General features: G+C 42.9%; 17 protein-coding genes. All 17 read right to left on the bottom strand.

Features of this window, described 5'->3' with window-relative positions; genetic code table 11:
* Positions 1-6: 6 nt before the first annotated feature.
* The 17 genes from rnr to gap all read right to left on the bottom strand — a co-directional run bounded on the left by rnr (position 7) and on the right by gap (position 17,583).
* Positions 7-2,403, bottom strand: coding sequence for a ribonuclease R (gene rnr, locus AB4027_RS03095; RefSeq protein WP_368645926.1), 2,397 nt, complete (start codon positions 2,401-2,403; stop codon positions 7-9).
* Positions 2,400-3,152: an alpha/beta hydrolase gene (locus tag AB4027_RS03090; RefSeq protein WP_368645925.1), complete on the bottom strand. Its 753-nt coding sequence runs from the start codon at positions 3,150-3,152 to the stop codon at positions 2,400-2,402. The genes rnr and AB4027_RS03090 overlap by 4 nt, the downstream gene beginning before the upstream one ends.
* A 380-nt stretch (positions 3,153-3,532) precedes the next feature.
* Positions 3,533-4,111, bottom strand: coding sequence for a hypothetical protein (locus tag AB4027_RS03085; RefSeq protein ID WP_368645924.1), 579 nt, complete (start codon positions 4,109-4,111; stop codon positions 3,533-3,535).
* 105 nt (positions 4,112-4,216) lie between these two features.
* On the bottom strand, positions 4,217-4,447 hold the full coding sequence (secG, locus tag AB4027_RS03080; protein ID WP_091486574.1) for a preprotein translocase subunit SecG: 231 nt from the start codon (positions 4,445-4,447) through the stop codon (positions 4,217-4,219).
* A 71-nt stretch (positions 4,448-4,518) separates the two neighbouring features.
* The gene (locus AB4027_RS03075) at positions 4,519-5,028 is read right to left on the bottom strand and encodes an immunoglobulin-like domain-containing protein (protein ID WP_368645923.1); all 510 of its coding nucleotides are present in this window, start codon (positions 5,026-5,028) and stop codon (positions 4,519-4,521) included.
* Between the two features lie 21 nt (positions 5,029-5,049).
* A complete protein-coding gene (locus AB4027_RS03070; RefSeq protein ID WP_368645922.1) occupies positions 5,050-5,523 on the bottom strand; it encodes an immunoglobulin-like domain-containing protein in 474 nt (157 codons plus the stop codon).
* 223 nt (positions 5,524-5,746) lie between these two features.
* Positions 5,747-7,222: a TrkH family potassium uptake protein gene (locus tag AB4027_RS03065; RefSeq protein ID WP_368645921.1), complete on the bottom strand. Its 1,476-nt coding sequence runs from the start codon at positions 7,220-7,222 to the stop codon at positions 5,747-5,749.
* A 1-nt stretch (position 7,223) separates the two neighbouring features.
* Positions 7,224-7,889, bottom strand: a complete 666-nt coding sequence (locus tag AB4027_RS03060; RefSeq protein ID WP_368645920.1) for a TrkA family potassium uptake protein — start codon at positions 7,887-7,889, stop codon at positions 7,224-7,226.
* A 4-nt stretch (positions 7,890-7,893) separates the two neighbouring features.
* Positions 7,894-8,334 carry a TrkA family potassium uptake protein gene (locus AB4027_RS03055; protein ID WP_368645919.1) on the bottom strand — a complete coding sequence of 147 codons (441 nt, stop codon included), beginning with the start codon at positions 8,332-8,334 and terminating at the stop codon, positions 7,894-7,896.
* Between the two features lie 21 nt (positions 8,335-8,355).
* Positions 8,356-8,679, bottom strand: a complete 324-nt coding sequence (locus tag AB4027_RS03050; protein ID WP_368645918.1) for a hypothetical protein — start codon at positions 8,677-8,679, stop codon at positions 8,356-8,358.
* Positions 8,680-8,851: 172 nt separating this feature from the next.
* The gene (locus AB4027_RS03045) at positions 8,852-9,553 is read right to left on the bottom strand and encodes a response regulator (protein WP_368645917.1); all 702 of its coding nucleotides are present in this window, start codon (positions 9,551-9,553) and stop codon (positions 8,852-8,854) included.
* Positions 9,550-11,064, bottom strand: coding sequence for a DUF4118 domain-containing protein (locus AB4027_RS03040; RefSeq protein WP_368645916.1), 1,515 nt, complete (start codon positions 11,062-11,064; stop codon positions 9,550-9,552). Before AB4027_RS03040 ends, AB4027_RS03045 begins: the two co-directional genes overlap by 4 nt.
* 204 nt (positions 11,065-11,268) lie before the next feature.
* On the bottom strand, positions 11,269-12,570 hold the full coding sequence (gene eno / locus AB4027_RS03035) for a phosphopyruvate hydratase (RefSeq protein WP_091486583.1): 1,302 nt from the start codon (positions 12,568-12,570) through the stop codon (positions 11,269-11,271).
* Between the two features lie 109 nt (positions 12,571-12,679).
* Complete coding sequence (gpmI, locus tag AB4027_RS03030) at positions 12,680-14,212, bottom strand: 2,3-bisphosphoglycerate-independent phosphoglycerate mutase (RefSeq protein WP_368645915.1); 1,533 nt, start codon at positions 14,210-14,212, stop codon at positions 12,680-12,682.
* Entirely contained in the window at positions 14,213-14,968 is a 756-nt protein-coding gene (gene tpiA / locus AB4027_RS03025; RefSeq protein ID WP_091486588.1) for a triose-phosphate isomerase, read from the bottom strand.
* Positions 14,969-15,182: 214 nt separating this feature from the next.
* The gene (gene pgk / locus AB4027_RS03020) at positions 15,183-16,370 is read right to left on the bottom strand and encodes a phosphoglycerate kinase (protein ID WP_368645914.1); all 1,188 of its coding nucleotides are present in this window, start codon (positions 16,368-16,370) and stop codon (positions 15,183-15,185) included.
* Between the two features lie 220 nt (positions 16,371-16,590).
* Positions 16,591-17,583 carry a type I glyceraldehyde-3-phosphate dehydrogenase gene (gap, locus tag AB4027_RS03015; protein WP_368645913.1) on the bottom strand — a complete coding sequence of 331 codons (993 nt, stop codon included), beginning with the start codon at positions 17,581-17,583 and terminating at the stop codon, positions 16,591-16,593.
* Between the last annotated feature and the right edge of the window lie 3 nt (positions 17,584-17,586).

Raw genomic sequence — 17,586 nt, 5'->3', positions numbered from 1 at the left:
TCTATTTTATTTTTTTGGTTTTTTGGTCTTGCGGCGGCCTCGGTGACCTTTTGCTCCTTTTTTGCCATCAGGTCCTTTTTTGCCGTCGTCTTTCTTTGATTTTCCTTTTCTGAAGCGTTTCTTCTTGTCGCCTTTGCCATCTTTGCGTGACTTGCGCGCTTTTCTTTCTTTTTTGTCTTTCTCACGTTTGGCTTTCGCTTCTTCGTCTTCAACTAATTCAAAGTCGATCTCGTAGCTTTCCTTGTCTGCTTTCGTCACAAGGACTTCCACCGACTGTCCGATACGGAAGGTATTCCCGGTACGCTGACCGATGAGCAGCAGTTCTCTTTCGTTGAACTCATAGTAATCATCGTTCATGTTTGAAATATGCACAAGTCCTTCGACTGAATTCGGCAGTTGAACGAACAGACCAAAGCCTGTCACAGAAGTAATGACCCCTTCGAATTTTTCACCGATTTTAGTGGACATGTATTCTGCTTTTTTCATTTCATCTGTTTCACGTTCCGCATCCACTGCCCGGCGTTCGGTCATGGAACTGCGTTCGGCGATTTCCGGCAGTTTGGCATTCCAGCGGCTTTTCGCTTTCTGACCTTTGCCCACTTCATCATAATAGTGGATCAGGCGATGCAGGATCAAGTCCGGATAACGTCTGATCGGTGAAGTAAAGTGAGAGTAATACTCCGCAGCTAAACCATAGTGACCGATCGGTACGACATCGTATTTTGCCTGCTGCATGGATCGTAATAGGAGCATGCTGATGACGCCTTCTTCCGGTGTACCGTCTACTTTATCCAGGATATCCTGGAGTTTCTTGGGACTGATCGAATCTTTCAAGGCTTTGACATTGATGCCAAAGCCACTGACGAACTCGATGAACCGCTGCATTTTTCCTTCATCCGGTTTATCATGGACACGGTATAAAATCGGCAGGTCCTGTTTGGCATAATGTTCAGAAACCGTTTCGTTGGCTGACAGCATGAATGACTCGATCAGACGCTCGCCCACTCCACGTTCACGCAGCAGGATATCCACTGGAAAACCAGTCGGGTCGACCTGGATTTTTGCTTCGCGTGTATCAAAGTCGATGGATCCGCGTCTCACTCGTTTCTCTTCAAGGATATTGTGCAGTGTTTCCATCTCTTTGAGCATTGGAACGATTTCTTTGTATTCTTCTTTACGTTCCTGATCATCTTCTTCAAGTATGTCATTCACGGCCTGATACGTCATACGGTAATGGTTGTTGATCACACTTGGTGAGATGGTATAGTCCACGACTTCACCGGACTGATCGATTTCCATCTCACAGCTCAGTGTCAGTCGGTCGACATCCGGATGCAGCGAGCAGATACCGTTGGACAGGCGCTGCGGTAGCATTGGGATCACGCGGTCCGTCAGATACACACTTGTGCCGCGTTCGAAGGCTTCGTCGTCCATCGGGCTGTTTTCAGTCACGTAATGGCTAACATCGGCAATATGGACGCCCAGATAGTAGTTTCCGTTCTCCAGTCGTTTCACCTGGATCGCATCATCCAAGTCTTTGGCATCTGCACCATCTATCGTGATAATGACTTCTTCACGCAAGTCTTTACGTCCTTTGAGGTCATCGTCACTGATCGTATCCGGTACTTCTTCCGCTTCATCTGTGACAGCTTTTGGAAATTCACTTGGAATATCGTATTTGTGAACGACCGTCAGAATCTCGATGCCGGGCTCGTCTTTATGACCAAGCGTTTTAGTCACGATTCCTCTTAAATGATTGGTTTCACCCTCGTGGGCAAAGTCCGTGACTTCAACTTGAACAATACTGCCGTCAACAGGGCGGAGACCTTTTGTTTCGATCTCAACGATGAGATCCGGCATTTTCTGATTTTTAGGTTTCACGTAACCGTAGAGGTCTTTTTCTTTCACTTCTTCATCATTATAGGGATGAAATTCTCCAAAGACGTGTTCGGTCCCGCGTTCGACGATTTCAATGACTTCCCCGGCCGGTCCTTTGTCTTTATGCGGCAAGGCTTCCTGCGTGACTTTGACTTTTACGATGTCTCCGTTCAAGGCAGATTTCGTGGCATTTGGCGGGATAAAGATATCCTGTTCATACTCTTCGATCGTGACAAAGCCGAATCCGCGGTCAGTCCCGCTGAAACGCCCGGTCATGGCCGTTGAACCTTCTTTTAATTTAAATTTACCACTCTGTAAAAGCACGACTTTGTCTTCTCTTTCCAGCTCAGCGATCGCTTTTACCAGTTTCTTGAAGTCCTTGGCACCGGAACGGTTCAGCCCTTCGCTGATTTCATTCACTTCCAGCGCTTCTTCGTTCTGTTCTTTCATAAATGAGATGATATTCTTTTTCAGTTCTTTCCGTTCCTGTTCTTCTTTTAAATCCTTGTCTTTCTCTTTACTCATTTGTCTCCTCCATTCCAGTCAAGTGTCGATAAGAACGTCAGGACATGTGTCTGCAGCTCTTTTCCTACTTTTCCTGTTGTAATAACATGCTCGCCATCCTCATACAGCTTGATGGATACCTCAGCCTGTTCTAATGATTCTCTAAATATACGTGCGGTATCCGGTTCGATCAGTTCATCTTTTTCACCTTGTCCGATAAAGACTTTCTTATTAAGAGACGGATACTTTTCTTCCATAGTTGAGACATGTTCTTTCAAGTCTGCAAACATTGCCTTTAACTCGACTTCGGCTTTAGTCATCAGTCCGGCCAGCTCTTCACGGTCATAGCCTTCTTCCCGTTTAACATTCTTGTACCATGGAAGGAAACTGTCGGTGACGTGGTTATCGTATTTCGTTACGACCGGTGCAGAGAACGTCCCCCCACCGATAACGGCTTCTTCATTCAGCAATAAATGCGTAGCTACGACGCCTCCCAGTGACAAGCCAAAGACCGCGATTTGGTCGTACCCCTTACTTTTCAAAAAGGCGACGGCTTCTTCTCCGTCTTTCGTCCAGTCCTCGATCGAATAATCGAAAAGATCGTCCAGATCTCCCGTCCCGTGTCCAGATAAAACCGGGGCGTACACTGTATAATTGGCTCGTTCCAGCGCTCTTGCTAAACTCAGTACATCTTTGGGTGTACTCGTAAAGGCGTGAAACAACAGAACGGCCCGTTTTCCACTTTCATAAAATAATGATTGATTATTCATAAAAAAATCCTCCTTCAGACTCTCTTCCATTTTACCTTAAATTGTGACAATTTTATACCGAAACACAAGTTAAGGTATAAATCCCTTTACCAGAATCATTCAGAAAGAAAGCTGTTCTTGTCTGTGATTTCATTGGTTCGATCTTCGACTAGCTCATGAATAGTATTTATTTGAATCAACCGATACTGGACCGTTATTGGCAGACCCACTCCGATTTTCGTTTCAGCTTGCTGATGTAGCGTGGTTATCGGCAGACCCACGGCCATTTCCGTTTCAGCTTACCGATGTAGCGCCGTTATCGGCAGACCCACTCCGATTTTCATTTCAGCTTACCGATGCAGCGCCGTTATCGGCAGACCCACTCCGATTTTCATTTCAGCTTACCGATGCAGCGCCGTTATCGGCAGACCCACTCCGATTTTCATTTCAGCTTGCCGATATAGCGCCGTTATCGGCAGACTCACGGCCATTTCCGTTTCAGCTTGCTGATGTAGCTTCTTCATCGACGTACTCACCACCATTCTCGTTTGAGTGATGCCATTGTTGCCTTCATTCGACGTGCTCACCACCAGATCCGTTTGAGCAATGCCATTGTTGCCTTCATTCGACGTACTCACCGTCATACTCGTTTGAGCAATGCTATTGTGGCCTTCATTAGACGTACTCAACGTCATTCTCGTTTGAGCAATGCCAATGATGACTACATTCGACGTACCCACCGTCATATCCTTTTGAGTGATGCCAATGATGACTACATTCGACGTACCCACCGTCATACCCTTTTGAGTGATGCCAATGTTGCCCACATTCAGCCTGCTCGGATAAAATAGCTGGCCGAGCGATACCAATGGCGTCCATATTCTATCTATTCGTTGAGATGCACCGTTGAGCAGTTCTGATGTTGAGTCTATTTGATTTACTCTTATCAAAACACCGGTGAATGTGCCGAATCCCCACATGCAACGATTCCTGATAAATAAAAAAGTACTCCTGTTTTCTTCACTTCAGAAGCTTTCGCTCGTGTAAGTTAAAGATAACAAGAGTACTGTCTAATTATTTATTGACTAAAATAACTGGCTTAAAGTGAATGCTAAACCGAAAAAGAGTATGAGACTCACTACGGTCGTTTTGATCAGCACGGCTTCAAATCCGCGTGCTTTCTGTTTGCCGAAAAGCTGACTGGCACCGCCCATGAAAGCATTGGATGCACTTTGTGTTTTTGTAGGCTGCATAGCGATAACGATGATGATGAATACTGATAGAATAAGCATGATTGTAAGCAATATATCGTACATAAAAACGTAACCTCCTTCTGACAATTCTCCTACGTTATAATATAGCACAAGTAGCAATGGTTTTCCACCCATTATTCAGTTATTTCAAAGGGTATAATGATATTGAAGGCCTGGCCTTCCTGATGCTCTTCTTCTTCTTCAAGGAAAGTCACTCGTGTGGACAAGCGATAAGTGCCTTCGTCAATATTACCTGACTCCATAGACAGCCAGAATACAAACTCAGCAGTTTCCCCTGGAAATACTTGAACAGTCCGTTCTATTCGTTCGATCGCATTATTATCAAGTGATTTCCATTCATCTTCTACCCACTTTTGAACAAAATAAAATTCACTCACTTCGATCGGCTGTTCTGAGAGATTCTCCACAAGGTAAAACATTTCATCCATTTCTTCATTTGAATAAGTCTCGCGCTCAAAAGAACTCACTATCTGACTTTCAATTTCGTGATTTTGTTCCACGTGAATATCGTCTGGCAAGGTAACTGCTGTATTGATCCGGGCCGTTTGGCATCCTGATAACAGTAGTCCGATCAGAAACAGGCTGAAGAAAAGCAAGATATTATGAAACGATTTTCTATTCATACTGTTCTCCTTCCTTCAAATTTAGTTGTTCAACCAGAAAACAGCTCCTATAGTGTACTCTTCTTCCTGATCATCTCTTTCATTTAAGAGAGCATAGTCCAGAGTTATCCTATATCTTCCACTGGCTAAAGGCTGGTCAAAATGATCAGTAAAAAGAGAATATGTAAGGTTTTCTTCTCTTTGTAACGAATACGGGTAATTTTTTACGTAGTAATCGATCGTGTCTATCTCCTGCCACCCATCATCATAATATTCAACCTTCAAACTAAAATCGGTATTCAGCTCTCTAAACGTACCATTCATTAGCTGAAGTTTGGGAATGCCCAGATCAAGATCGGTTTTATTGAACCGATTAGTATCTGTAAATGAAAAAATAATGGTCTCTTCAACCACATCTTCATCGGAAATCATATTATGAGGAACAGGCTCCTCGGACATAGCGCTGCAGCCTGACAGCAGCATGACAGTCATGAAGAACAGAATCTGTCTAATCATATCAACACCCCTTTTCCAGAATGATTAACACGGATAATTTTTCTTACACTATTCGGTTATGTATACTAAAAGTTTATCATAATTGAAAGCGCATTAATATGCTTTCTTTACGATAATCCCCTTCACATACTATTGACTTGTTTATTAAATATAAAAGAACAGGCCACCTACTAGACAGTAGGATAGCCTGTTCCTATGAAAGGATCATAAAAATTACTTTTCTTTATTGTAGCGCTTCGCTTAATTTGTATTTTATTCGGCTTGCACCTGAATATAAACCGATCAGGATAATAAAGATCTCTAGACGTCCGAGTATCATTCCGAACATTTGGACAATCAATGTTCCGCCATCCGTATCTGGTCCCGTCAAGCCAATAGAAAGACCGACCGTTCCTAAGGATGAAGCAAACTCAAACATGGATTGCGTCAAGGTTGCTCCGGATGTCCAAGTAATGAGTAAACCGCCAGTCAATAAAATCATGAGATAAAAGGCGATAAAGCCGACAGTGTCTGAAATCAGATCCTGATCGATGACTCTTTTCCCCTGGGCTGAATTATAGTATGAACTATTGATCCGCCGTTGAGAGGAAACACGCTTATGAATATTGAAACCTAGAACTCGGATCATTAGATAGACCCTAGTTAATTTGATACCCCCCGCAGTGGATCCTAATCCACCACCGATAGACATGAGGATGATCATGATCCCTATACTTGCCGCCGGCCATGCTTCATAACCCATGGTTGAAAATCCAGAAGTCGACAATGCTGAAATCACATTAAATAGTGAGTGTCTAAAACTCTCCCCCATCCCCATATAAAGGTTATAAGATAAAGAAACTGTAATAACTGGTATGAAAATCAGTAAGAGTATCGAAAAGAAACGCAGTTCACTGACTTTTATGATTTGACTGAACTTCCTCTTAGTAAGCAGTAATAACACAGCGAAGTTTGTCGTTCCAATTATCATCAGTAAAATAGTGAAGGCTTCGATGCTTGCGCTTTGATACGCCCCTATACTGTCAGGCTCAGTTGAAAAGCCACCCGTCGAGAGCGCCGACATGGTGTGCAGCAGACTGTCTAAAACCGGCATACCAAGAAGTATATAGACACTCGTTCCTATGACTAAGAAGACACTGTACATATTGAAAATAACCTGAGCTGTTTTTTTGATGTTAGGCATCAAACGGTCCGGGTGTCCTTCAGCATTATAAAGACTCATGGAATCTTTTCCCTGAATGATCATGATCATCATCAGGATAAATCCGACCCCGCCGCAGAACTGCATGAAACTTCTGAAAAACAGGAATATAGATGGCGTAACGGTGACATCCATAACCGAAAGCCCGGTTGTCGTCCATCCACTTACCGATTCATATAAGCCTTGCAGGACAGCTAACTGACCAGATAACACAAAGGGAACAGCGCCGATTAAAAACCCGTAAAACCACGCAAATAAGACAGTCAGACTGCCATCTGTCGACGTATACTGGAACTTGATTTCGTCATTCGATCGGCGAAATACATATCCGATGATCCACCCTAAAACTATGGAAACACCGGCTGGAAACAGGAATGCATTTATATACTGAAAATCACTAGGGTAAAATGGGATCACGATAATCGGCACCGTTATGAGTAGTCCGATGAGTATCATCAGTTTACCTATATTGTTTAGATCTTTAAATTTAGTTTCCATATTATAAATCCCCTGTCAATTGCTGTACAGCTTTTTCCTGTTCCGCAGATGATATGAGAATGAGCTCATCCCCTGCTTCGATACGCGTGTCACCTCGCGGAACAAGTCCTACACCATTCCGGATGATCGTGCCGATGATCACTTCTCTCGGCAAATCGATTTCCCAAAGTTTCTTGCCCACTGTTCGGGCATGCTGAGGGATCGGAACTTCTGAAATGCTGATCTGTCCTTTAGCCACCGGTATCACAGTGGTGATCGCATCCAGCAGGGCCTGCTGTTCAATGATATTCGTAATCGCCTGTATCGCCGATACAACAGAATCAACGCCCATTTTATAAAAGAAATCGATCTTTTTAGGATCATCGATAAGTGAGACAACTTTTTCAACCATAAATTTTTTCTTGCATAATTCGCTGATCACTAAGTTGATCGCATCTTTCTGTGTCAGGGCAATAGCGATATCCACTGTGTCGATACGGGCCTCTTCAAGTATATAAGGCTTTGTCCCATCTCCGAATATCACATTCAACTTATTGATTTCCGATAATTTCTGGCAGTCCTGATAATTACTGTTGACTGCCGTGACCTGATACCCTTTTTTTATCAGCGAATGACTTAGAGAAAGTGTTTTATTGAACCCGCCAATTAACATGATATGCTTTTTCATAAATTTACCTCTCCTCACTGTCTTTTTCCTGAAGAATCCGGTTGATTTCATTTACCGACAATACCGCTGGATATATGAGATCGATCTCAAACCCTTCATAGACGGTCCTTCTGTCCGGGTCGTAAAGTCTTGATATGACTTTCTCTCTGTCGAACAATTCTTTTGCCATCTGAGAAATCATGATATTAATGTTGTCATCATTTGTAACCACTATGACAACTCCGGCTTTTTCAATTTGCGCTTCTTTTAATACATTGATTGACGTGGCATCGCCAGTAACCGTCAAGCCGCCAAAAGAAGGGGACAGTTTTCTGAAAGAAGACTTATCACTATCCACGACAATGACATTTTTTCCCTGATCAGAGAGTTCATTGGCCAGACTGGCTCCCAGTCGTCCTGATCCTACTATTAACGTATGTGCTTCATCTTTATTAAATATTCCCATTTCATTACCTCCCGACTTTATTTAGCAGTCTTTTTCTGAAAATGCTGGTCGCGTATCTCTGTTACTCATGTCACCGTAACGATTCAAGTTACAGCGTGCCGGCTTAAAGCTCGGCTCTAACGCGATCGCTGCTCTATAATGATTCATCGCTGCATGTTTGTCTCCATATTTTTCCAGTATTATTCCATATAGATTATGGGGATGCGGGGCATGAGGATAATCACCTATGGCTTTCACAATCATCTTTTCACACTGGGCATAGTCTTCCTCCAGATATATTCTTTCAATCTCATCATTCAGTTTCTCCAGAGTTTGTCTTTGACTCTTAGATATCAATTCACTCACTACTTCCACCACCTTGATTCATTTAATTTATATATTTATCTTAACTGCTGTGGTGTGAGGATGGTGTGAGCATATGTGTATGTCCGTTAATTTTGTGTGAGCATTTGTGAGGATGGTGTGAGCAAAAAAACACGTGAGATAAGGACAACCTTATCTCACGTGTTCTTTTCTCTTATTGACCTTCTACAAGTCTATATCCCACACCAATTTCAGTGATGATATATTCTGGCTGAGCGGGCGTTTCTTCGATTTTTCGTCTTAAGCCAGCCATGAGTGTACGTAGGGCTTGTGTGTCATTTCCATATGCGGTACCCCATACTTCTTTAATAATAAATTTTGTCGTCAGGACTTTCCCCATGTTTCTAAAAAACAGGGCCAGTAACTTGTATTCCATCGGAGTCGTATGGACCACTTTCCCTTTCAGGGATACAAGACGCTTGTCATAGTCGATTTCCAGATCTCCTACACGGGCTTTCGTCTGGATAGCACTGGAACTCGTTTTATAGTAATGCCTAAAGGCCACACGGATCCTTGCCATCAGTTCTGTGGCTGAAAAAGGTTTGGTCAGGTAGTCGTCCGCTCCTAAATCCAGTGCATTAGCCTTCTCTTTATCCTGATCTCTGGCCGACACAACAATAATAGGAACATCCGACCATTCTCTTACCTTTTTGATCACATCCAGGCCATCAAAATCCGGCAATCCCAAATCCAGTATGACCAAGTCGACCTGTTCAGAAACAATTGTATTCAAAGCGGTTTGTGCTGTCCCCACTGAAAGATAATTGAAGTTCTCATTATGCAGAGTGTAGCATAAGAAATTTCTGATTTGCGGATCATCTTCAACCACTAAAATCATCTCATTGAATGTACTCATTTTTCATCCTCCAAAGGAAGTGTAAAGATAAATTCTGCTCCTTTTCTATCTTTCCTGTTCTGTGCTTTTATTTCTCCACCGTGAGCCTTAACGATCGTTTCACAGATCGACAAACCTAAACCAATACGGTTTCTGGCATCTGCGTGTTTATTTCCGGAAGTGTAGAAAGGTTCAAAAATATTCTTTAAATCTTCATCATCGATACCCTCTCCGTTATCTTTTATTTTAACGGTCATCGTTTGACCCATTGTATCGAATTCCACACTAATATCGATCTCTTTTACATTAGGAGAATGTTTAACAGCATTTTCCAGTAGATTTATAAAGACCTGCATAATGAGTTTGGCATCCATTGGAACCAAAGTCAATTCATCCGGCATCGTTACTTGTATGCTGATATCCTCTATACGTTTTCTTATCTGGCGGATCGATTGATCGATGATTTCTTCTACTGCTTCTTTTTCTTTTTTTAAAGCTAGCTTCCCATTCTGCAGACGTGTCAGACTTAAGACATTTTCCACCAGCGAGTGTAACCAGATCGAATCTTTATTAATGGCTTTGATCATATCGATTCGGGGATCGATCGAATCCGTCATCTCAACGAGCATTTCGGACGTTGCCATGATTCCAGATAAGGGAGTCCGCAGATCGTGAGAAATACTTCGCAGTAAATTCCCCCGATATCGTTCCTGTGTTGTTTCCTCATGAGACTTCAGCCTTTGATACTGAAGATAGACACGATCCATAGCCAAGGCTGTATTTTCGATCATTGAATGCAAAATTCTCGTTTGTGTCTCATTCAATGCTTCCGCCTTTTCGACTGGAATCCTTATTATCCCTAAAATATTCTCCTGACCATAGATTGGCCAGTCATAAAACATTTCATTGACAACATAACCCATACGAATACCTTCGACCTGATGCTGCAGTTCCTCTGCGTCATCTACTTTTACCTGTACTTGTTTATCATGTTCCGACTGCTGAATGTAAAAGTCTTCCGGTTTGCCATTTTCATCAAAACATAAACAGCCCGCTTTACAGTTTAATGCATCACTTAGCATACTGCTGGAGATACTGGCGATTTGATGAATATCAAGGGCATCAGTTAACCGACTAGTCAGGTTGTATAAGGCTTTTGTCTCTGCTTCTTTTTCCTGCGCTCTGATCGTATTCTTTTTAGCACGCGTCGTGATAGCACTTGTAGTTATAGCTGTGGTCGTCATGATAATGAAAGTTATGATATAACCCGGGTTATCTACAGCGAATGTGTAATACGGTTCTGTAAACAGATAGTTGAATGACAACGTCCCCATGACACTAGCAGCGATCCCATAGCCGTATCCCGTTGTAAAACGTGAAATCAGCAGTACAGCAAGCAAGTAGACGATAACAATATTTGTTTCCGGGAATCCCACCTGGTCAAATATATAGCCAATACCAGATGCCAGCGACAGAAAGAGTACTACTACTATCAGTGAAAAAAGACTATCGTACACTTTCCAGTTTTTCAATATCTCAGTCTCCTTTTTTCTTGTTGATTTTTTAATGGCGATGATTATAGAATAGAGCTTTCAACTAATCATTCTAAAGAAAATAAAGTGAAAAAGAAAGCCGCATAAGAAATAAAGTATGACCCTTTCAGGATAAGGCATATGTAAATAAACAGCCACAATACAAGAAGTATTGTGGCTGCTCAGTTTAAACATCAATCGGTATTACTTGTTAGCTAAGTTATAGAAAGCTTGCATGCCTTCGTAAACAGCCAAGTCGCCTAATTGGTGTTCGATTCTTAGTAACTGGTTGTATTTAGCGATACGGTCTGTACGGCTCAATGAACCTGTTTTGATTTGTCCGGCATTTGTTGCAACAGCGATGTCAGAGATCGTTGAATCTTCTGTTTCACCAGAACGGTGAGATACAACGGCTGTATAGCCAGCTTTTTTAGCCATTTCGATCGCATTAAATGTTTCTGTCAATGTACCGATCTGGTTGACTTTGATCAGAATAGAGTTGCTGTTACCTTCTTTAATACCACGGTTAAGCATCTCAGTGTTTGTAACGAACAAGTCGTCTCCAACTAATTGAACTCTGTCGCCTAAACGATCTGTCAATAGTTTGAATCCGTCCCAGTCGTTTTCGTCCATACCGTCTTCGATAGATAAGATTGGGTATTTGTTTACCAATTCTTCAAGGTAATCTACTTGCTGTTCAGCGTTACGTTTCACGCCGTTTTCGCCTTCGAATTTAGCGTAGTTATAAACGCCGTCTTCGTAGAATTCAGAAGCAGCACAGTCGAATCCAAGATAAACATCTTTACCAGGTTCGAGACCAACTTTTTTGATGGCTTCAAGAATTGTTTCTACGCCGTCTTCAGTTCCTTTGAACTTAGGAGCGAATCCACCTTCGTCACCAACTGACGTTTCAAGTCCGCGGTCTTTCAAGATTGCTTTAAGTGCGTGGAAGATTTCAGCACCCCAGCGTAGAGCTTCTTTGAATGTTGGTGCGCCAACTGGCAAGATCATGAACTCTTGGAATGCGATAGGTGCATCTGAGTGTGATCCACCATTAACGATGTTCATCATTGGTGTTGGCAATACTTTCGTGTTTGTTCCGCCAAGGTAACGGTATAATGGAAGATCAAGGTAGTCTGCAGCTGCACGTGCAACAGCAATAGATACGCCTAAGATTGCGTTTGCGCCTAATTTACCTTTGTTTGGTGTACCGTCCAAGTCGATCAAGGCTTTGTCGATACCCATTTGGTCGCGAACGTCCATACCGATGATAGCGTCAGCAATCGTGTTGTTCACATTGTCAACGGCTTTAGTTACGCCTTTACCTAAATAACGGTCTTTGTCGCCGTCACGTAGTTCTACGGCTTCGTGTTCACCAGTAGAAGCGCCTGAAGGAACCATACCGCGCCCGAAAGCACCTGATTCTGTATAAACTTCAACTTCGATCGTTGGGTTACCACGTGAGTCTAAAACTTCGCGTGCAATTACGTCTGTAATAAATGGCATTGATAATTCTCTCCTTTGTTTGTCCTGCACCCGACTCAACGCCGGGCATCAGGTGGTGTAATTTTATTTTACTTGTTCTTTTTTCAAAAAACAATTTAAAATCGTTAAATTAGTCTTTCTGAATCAAGCTTTCGCCTGTCATTTCTTCAGGTTTCTCAATGCCCAGAAGATCGAGCATTGTCGGCGCTACGTCAGCAAGTTTACCATCGCCTCGCAGAGTGACACCTTTTTTCGTCACGATAACAGGAACAGGCACCGTTGTGTGGGCTGTGTGTGGATCGCCTTCAGGTGTCAGTTCAGTATCAGCATTGCCGTGGTCGGCAAAGATGATCGCAGATCCGCCTTTTTCATGAATCAGATCAACAAAGCGGCCCAAGTTTTCATCGACAGCTTCGATCGCTTTGATCGTTGGTTCAAGCATACCCGAGTGTCCGACCATATCCGGGTTAGCGTAGTTCAAGATGATCGCATCATGTTTGTCGTTTTTAACGTCTTCAAGCAAGGCATCTGTGACTTCATACGCACTCATTTCCGGTTTCAAGTCATAAGTCTCTACTTGAGGTGACGGAATAAGGATACGGTTTTCTCCAGGGAATTCGTCGTTCGTTCCACCGTTCATGAAGAACGTTACGTGTGGATATTTTTCTGTTTCAGCGATACGCAGTTGTGTCTTATCGTTATCTGCTAAAACTTGACCCAGCACGTTTTTCAGGAAGACTGGCGGGAACATGACTTCTGCATCCATCTCAGCTGTATACTGAGTGAATGTGACGAACTTGACGTTTTCAGGTCTGTCGCCTCTGTCGAATTCATCAAAGTCGTCTTCGGTCAATGCACGAGACAACTCGATCGCACGGTCCGGACGGAAGTTGAAGAATAAAACAGCATCGTTGTCACTAACAGTCGCAACGGGTTTACCGTCTTTTTCGATCACGACAGGTTCAACGAACTCATCCATTTTCTCATTGTCATAGCTGTCTTTCATAGCTTGAACAGGATCTGTCGCTTTGTTGCCTTCGCCATGGAAGATCGCATCGTAAGCTTTTTTGATACGTGGCCAGCGGTTGTCTCGGTCCATTGCATAGAAACGACCGGAAATCGTTGCGATTTCTCCAACGCCAAGGTCTTTAACGATATCCTGCAATTCTTCGATGAAACGGACACCTGAATCAGGAGCCACGTCACGGCCATCAGTAAAGGCGTGGATATAAACTTTATCTACCCCTTTATCTTTGGCAGCTTCAACTAAAGCAGTCAGATGACGCTGGTGACTGTGCACGCCGCCGTCTGATACAAGACCAAACAAATGCAGAGCAGAATCATTGTCTTTCACATGAGCGATCGCATTGTTCAATGCTTCATTGGATTCGAATTCATTGTCTTCGATCGCTTTGTCGATACGTGTGATGCTCTGATAAACCACGCGTCCGGCACCGATGTTGGTATGACCGACTTCTGAGTTACCCATTTGACCTTCAGGCAATCCGACAGCTAAGCCGGAAGCCAGCATGGTGTTATGCGGGTATTCATTCCAGTAACGGTCGAAGTTCGGCTTGTTTGCTTGAGCTACGGCATTACCGTATTCTTCTTCACGCCATCCGAATCCGTCCAGAATGATGATTGCTACGGGTGCTTTACTCATTTATTCAGCCGCCTCCAGTAATTGTAAGAACGAGTCTGCTTCAAGGCTTGCTCCGCCGACTAAAGCGCCGTCGATGTCTGGCTGTGACATCAATTCTTTGATGTTTGCCGGTTTAACTGATCCGCCATATTGCATACGGACAGCATCAGCCACATCTTGAGAATATAATTTTGCAACTGTCTGACGAACAACTGAGATCGTGTTGTTGGCATCTTCAGCTGTTGCTGTTTTACCAGTACCGATCGCCCAGATAGGTTCGTAAGCGATGACTAGAGATTTCACTTGGTCTGCTGATAACCCTTCTAAAGCAGCTTTTACTTGTCCAGCTACTAAGTCGTTGGTTTGGCCAGCTTCTTTTTGTTCAAGTGTTTCTCCCACACAGATGATCGGCAGCATACCGTTTCTAAAGATAGCATGTGCTTTTTTGTTGACCATTTCATCTGTTTCGTGGAAGATTTCACGACGTTCAGAGTGTCCAATAATCACGTATTCGACACCTATGCCTGCGAGTGCTTTGGGACTGTTCTCTCCTGTAAAGGCACCTTCGTCTTCATAGAAGCTGTTTTGTGCTGCGATTTTTAATTCTGAATCTGCAGTCAAGTCAACTAAGCTTTGAAGATAGATACTTGGTGCACCGATAACAGCGTCGACTTTATCGTTAGAAGGAATTTTCCCTTTAACATCGTCGATAAACTGAGCGGCTTCCACGGAGGTTTTATTCATTTTCCAGTTTCCTGCAATAATAGGTTTACGCATTCTTTTATCCCTCTTTCGTAGTTTGTTCCCTTATTTTGTTGATAGTCAATTGTCTGAGGATCCAGCTGTTCCGGATCCTCGAATCAATTGGATTAATTATTTAATGAAACCACAGTCGCTTTGCTCCTCTGGTACTGTGATTCTACGCATTAAAATGCTAGTATCACAGCAATTTTCCACAGGAATCAAACCGGGCTTGTTTTGCTTTTCTTAATTATTTATCTGAAATAGCTGCGATTCCTGGAAGTTCTTTACCTTCAAGGTATTCCAGTGATGCGCCGCCACCTGTTGAGATGTGGCTGAAGTCATCTTCAAAGCCTAACTGCTGGGCTGCTGTAGCTGAGTCGCCACCACCGATGATCGTTGTTGCTTCATCTAAGTTAGCTAAAGCTTCACAGACCTTGATCGTGCCTTGAGCAAAGTTCTCCATCTCGAATACGCCCATAGGACCGTTCCAGACGACAGTTTTTGCGCCTTTCAGTTCTTTCTCGAAAAGCTCAACAGTTTTCGGTCCGATATCCAGACCCATTTTACCTTCAGGGATGTTGTCACCGACTACTTCAGTTGGCACATCATTTGAAAATTCTGAAGCCACGACTGAATCAACAGGTAAAACAAGCTTGTCGCCGGCTTTTTCCATCAATTCCTTAGCCAAGTCCACTTTGTCTTCTTCTAATAAAGAGTTACCAATATCTTTACCTAAGGCTTTATAGAAGGTATAAGTCATTCCGCCACCGACAAGGACTTTGTCAGCTTTAGAGATCAGGTTTTCGATAACACCGATTTTGTCTGAAACTTTTGCTCCGCCTAAGATAGCAACGAAGGGACGTTTTGGTTCGTCGACTGCGCCACCGATGAAGTTGATTTCTTTTTCAACTAAGAATCCAGCAGCTGATTCAACGTTTGAAGCGATCCCTACGTTTGAAGCGTGTGAACGGTGAGCTGTACCGAAGGCATCATTGATGAATACATCGCCAAGGCTTGCCCAGTATTTACCTAGTTCAGGGTCGTTTTTGCTTTCTTTCTTACCGTCAACATCTTCGAAACGTGTGTTTTCAAACATCATGATTTCGCCGTCGTTCAAGTTGTTTACGGCAGTTTCAAGTTCTTCACCGCGTGTTTCAGCAACGAATGTCACATCTTTGCCTAGTAATTCGCTTAAACGTTCAGAAACAGGTTTCATTGACAAGCCCGCTTTATCTTCTTCCGTTTTTACGCGTCCCAAGTGAGAAAAGACGATTGCTTTTCCGCCTTGGTCCAGAACATATTCCAATGTTGGTAAAGCTGCCTGAATACGGTTATCGTTAGTGATCTTACCGTCTTTCATCGGTACGTTGAAGTCTGCACGGACTAATACTTTTTTGCCTTTAAGATCGAGGTCTTTTACAGTTTTCTTTGCCATTAGTCGAATCATTCCTTTCGAATGTGGAAGTAACTTAAAATAAAATTTTTAGATTTTCACAAAAAAAGGGGGAAGCGCGATCCCCTCTATTTGATTGAACATGTTCGATCGACTGCTTGCGCATTAATCTTTCTGTTCTCTTAAATAGTAGAGTAGTAGCTCCCCCGCTTTATTTATTTCTGTTTGGTTAGTTGTTTTAGAACCTTATTTTCGCTGGTTATTATTTGTTAGCGAAGAATTCTAATGTGCGAACCATGTTACCAGTAAATCCGTACTCATTGTCATACCAAGCGACAGTCTTAACTAACTGACCGTTTGCGCCTTCTTGGATCGTAGTTTGAGTAGCATCGAAGATTGATCCAGCAGGCACACCGATGATGTCTGAAGAAACGATTTCGTCTTCATTGTAAAGGTATGCGTCTGAAGATGCTTTCTTCATTGCTTCGTTGACTTCGTCAACCGTTACTTTTTTATTCAAGACAGAATATAATTCTACCATTGATCCAGTGATTGTTGGTACACGTACAGCTGTACCATCAACTTTACCGTCAACTGCAGGGATTACTTTACCTACGGCTTTGGCAGCACCAGTTGAAGCTGGGATTGCGTTTGCTGCGCCGGCACGGCTCTTACGTCCGCCTGGTGAGTCTTGTAAGCTCTGAGTTGAAGTATAAGCGTGGATCGTGCTCATTAATCCGTGATCCAGACCAAATTCATTGTTTAATACGTTGACCATAGGTGCTAAGCAGTTTGTCGTACATGAAGCAGCTGAAACGATCGTGTCGTCTGCACTGATTTCTTCATGGTTAACACCGAATACGATCGTTTTAAGGTCGCCTTTGGCTGGAGCTGAGATAAGAACACGTTTAGCTCCTGCATCCAAGTGAGCTTGAGAAGCTTCTTTAGATACGTAGAATCCTGTTGATTCAAGAACGATGTCGATACCTAAGTCGCCCCATGGAAGGTTGCGTGCATCTTTTTCAGAGTAAGCTTTGATTTCATTACCTTTGATTACTAATGAATCACCTTTAGCTTTTACATCACCTTGGAAAGTACCTTGTGCTGTATCGTATTTGAATAGATAAGCTAAGTCTTCATTACTTGTCAAGTCGTTGACTGCAACGACTTCTAAATCTGAATCACTTTCTAAAATACGGCGTAATGCTAAACGTCCAATACGTCCAAAACCATTGATTGCAACTTTTACTGACATAAT

This window comes from Alkalibacterium putridalgicola (genome assembly GCF_040959045.1).
Taxonomy (GTDB): Bacteria; Bacillota; Bacilli; order Lactobacillales; family Carnobacteriaceae_A; genus Alkalibacterium; species Alkalibacterium putridalgicola.
The sequence above is the reverse complement of the archived record's forward strand: the minus strand, read 5'-3'. Positions and strand labels throughout refer to the sequence as shown.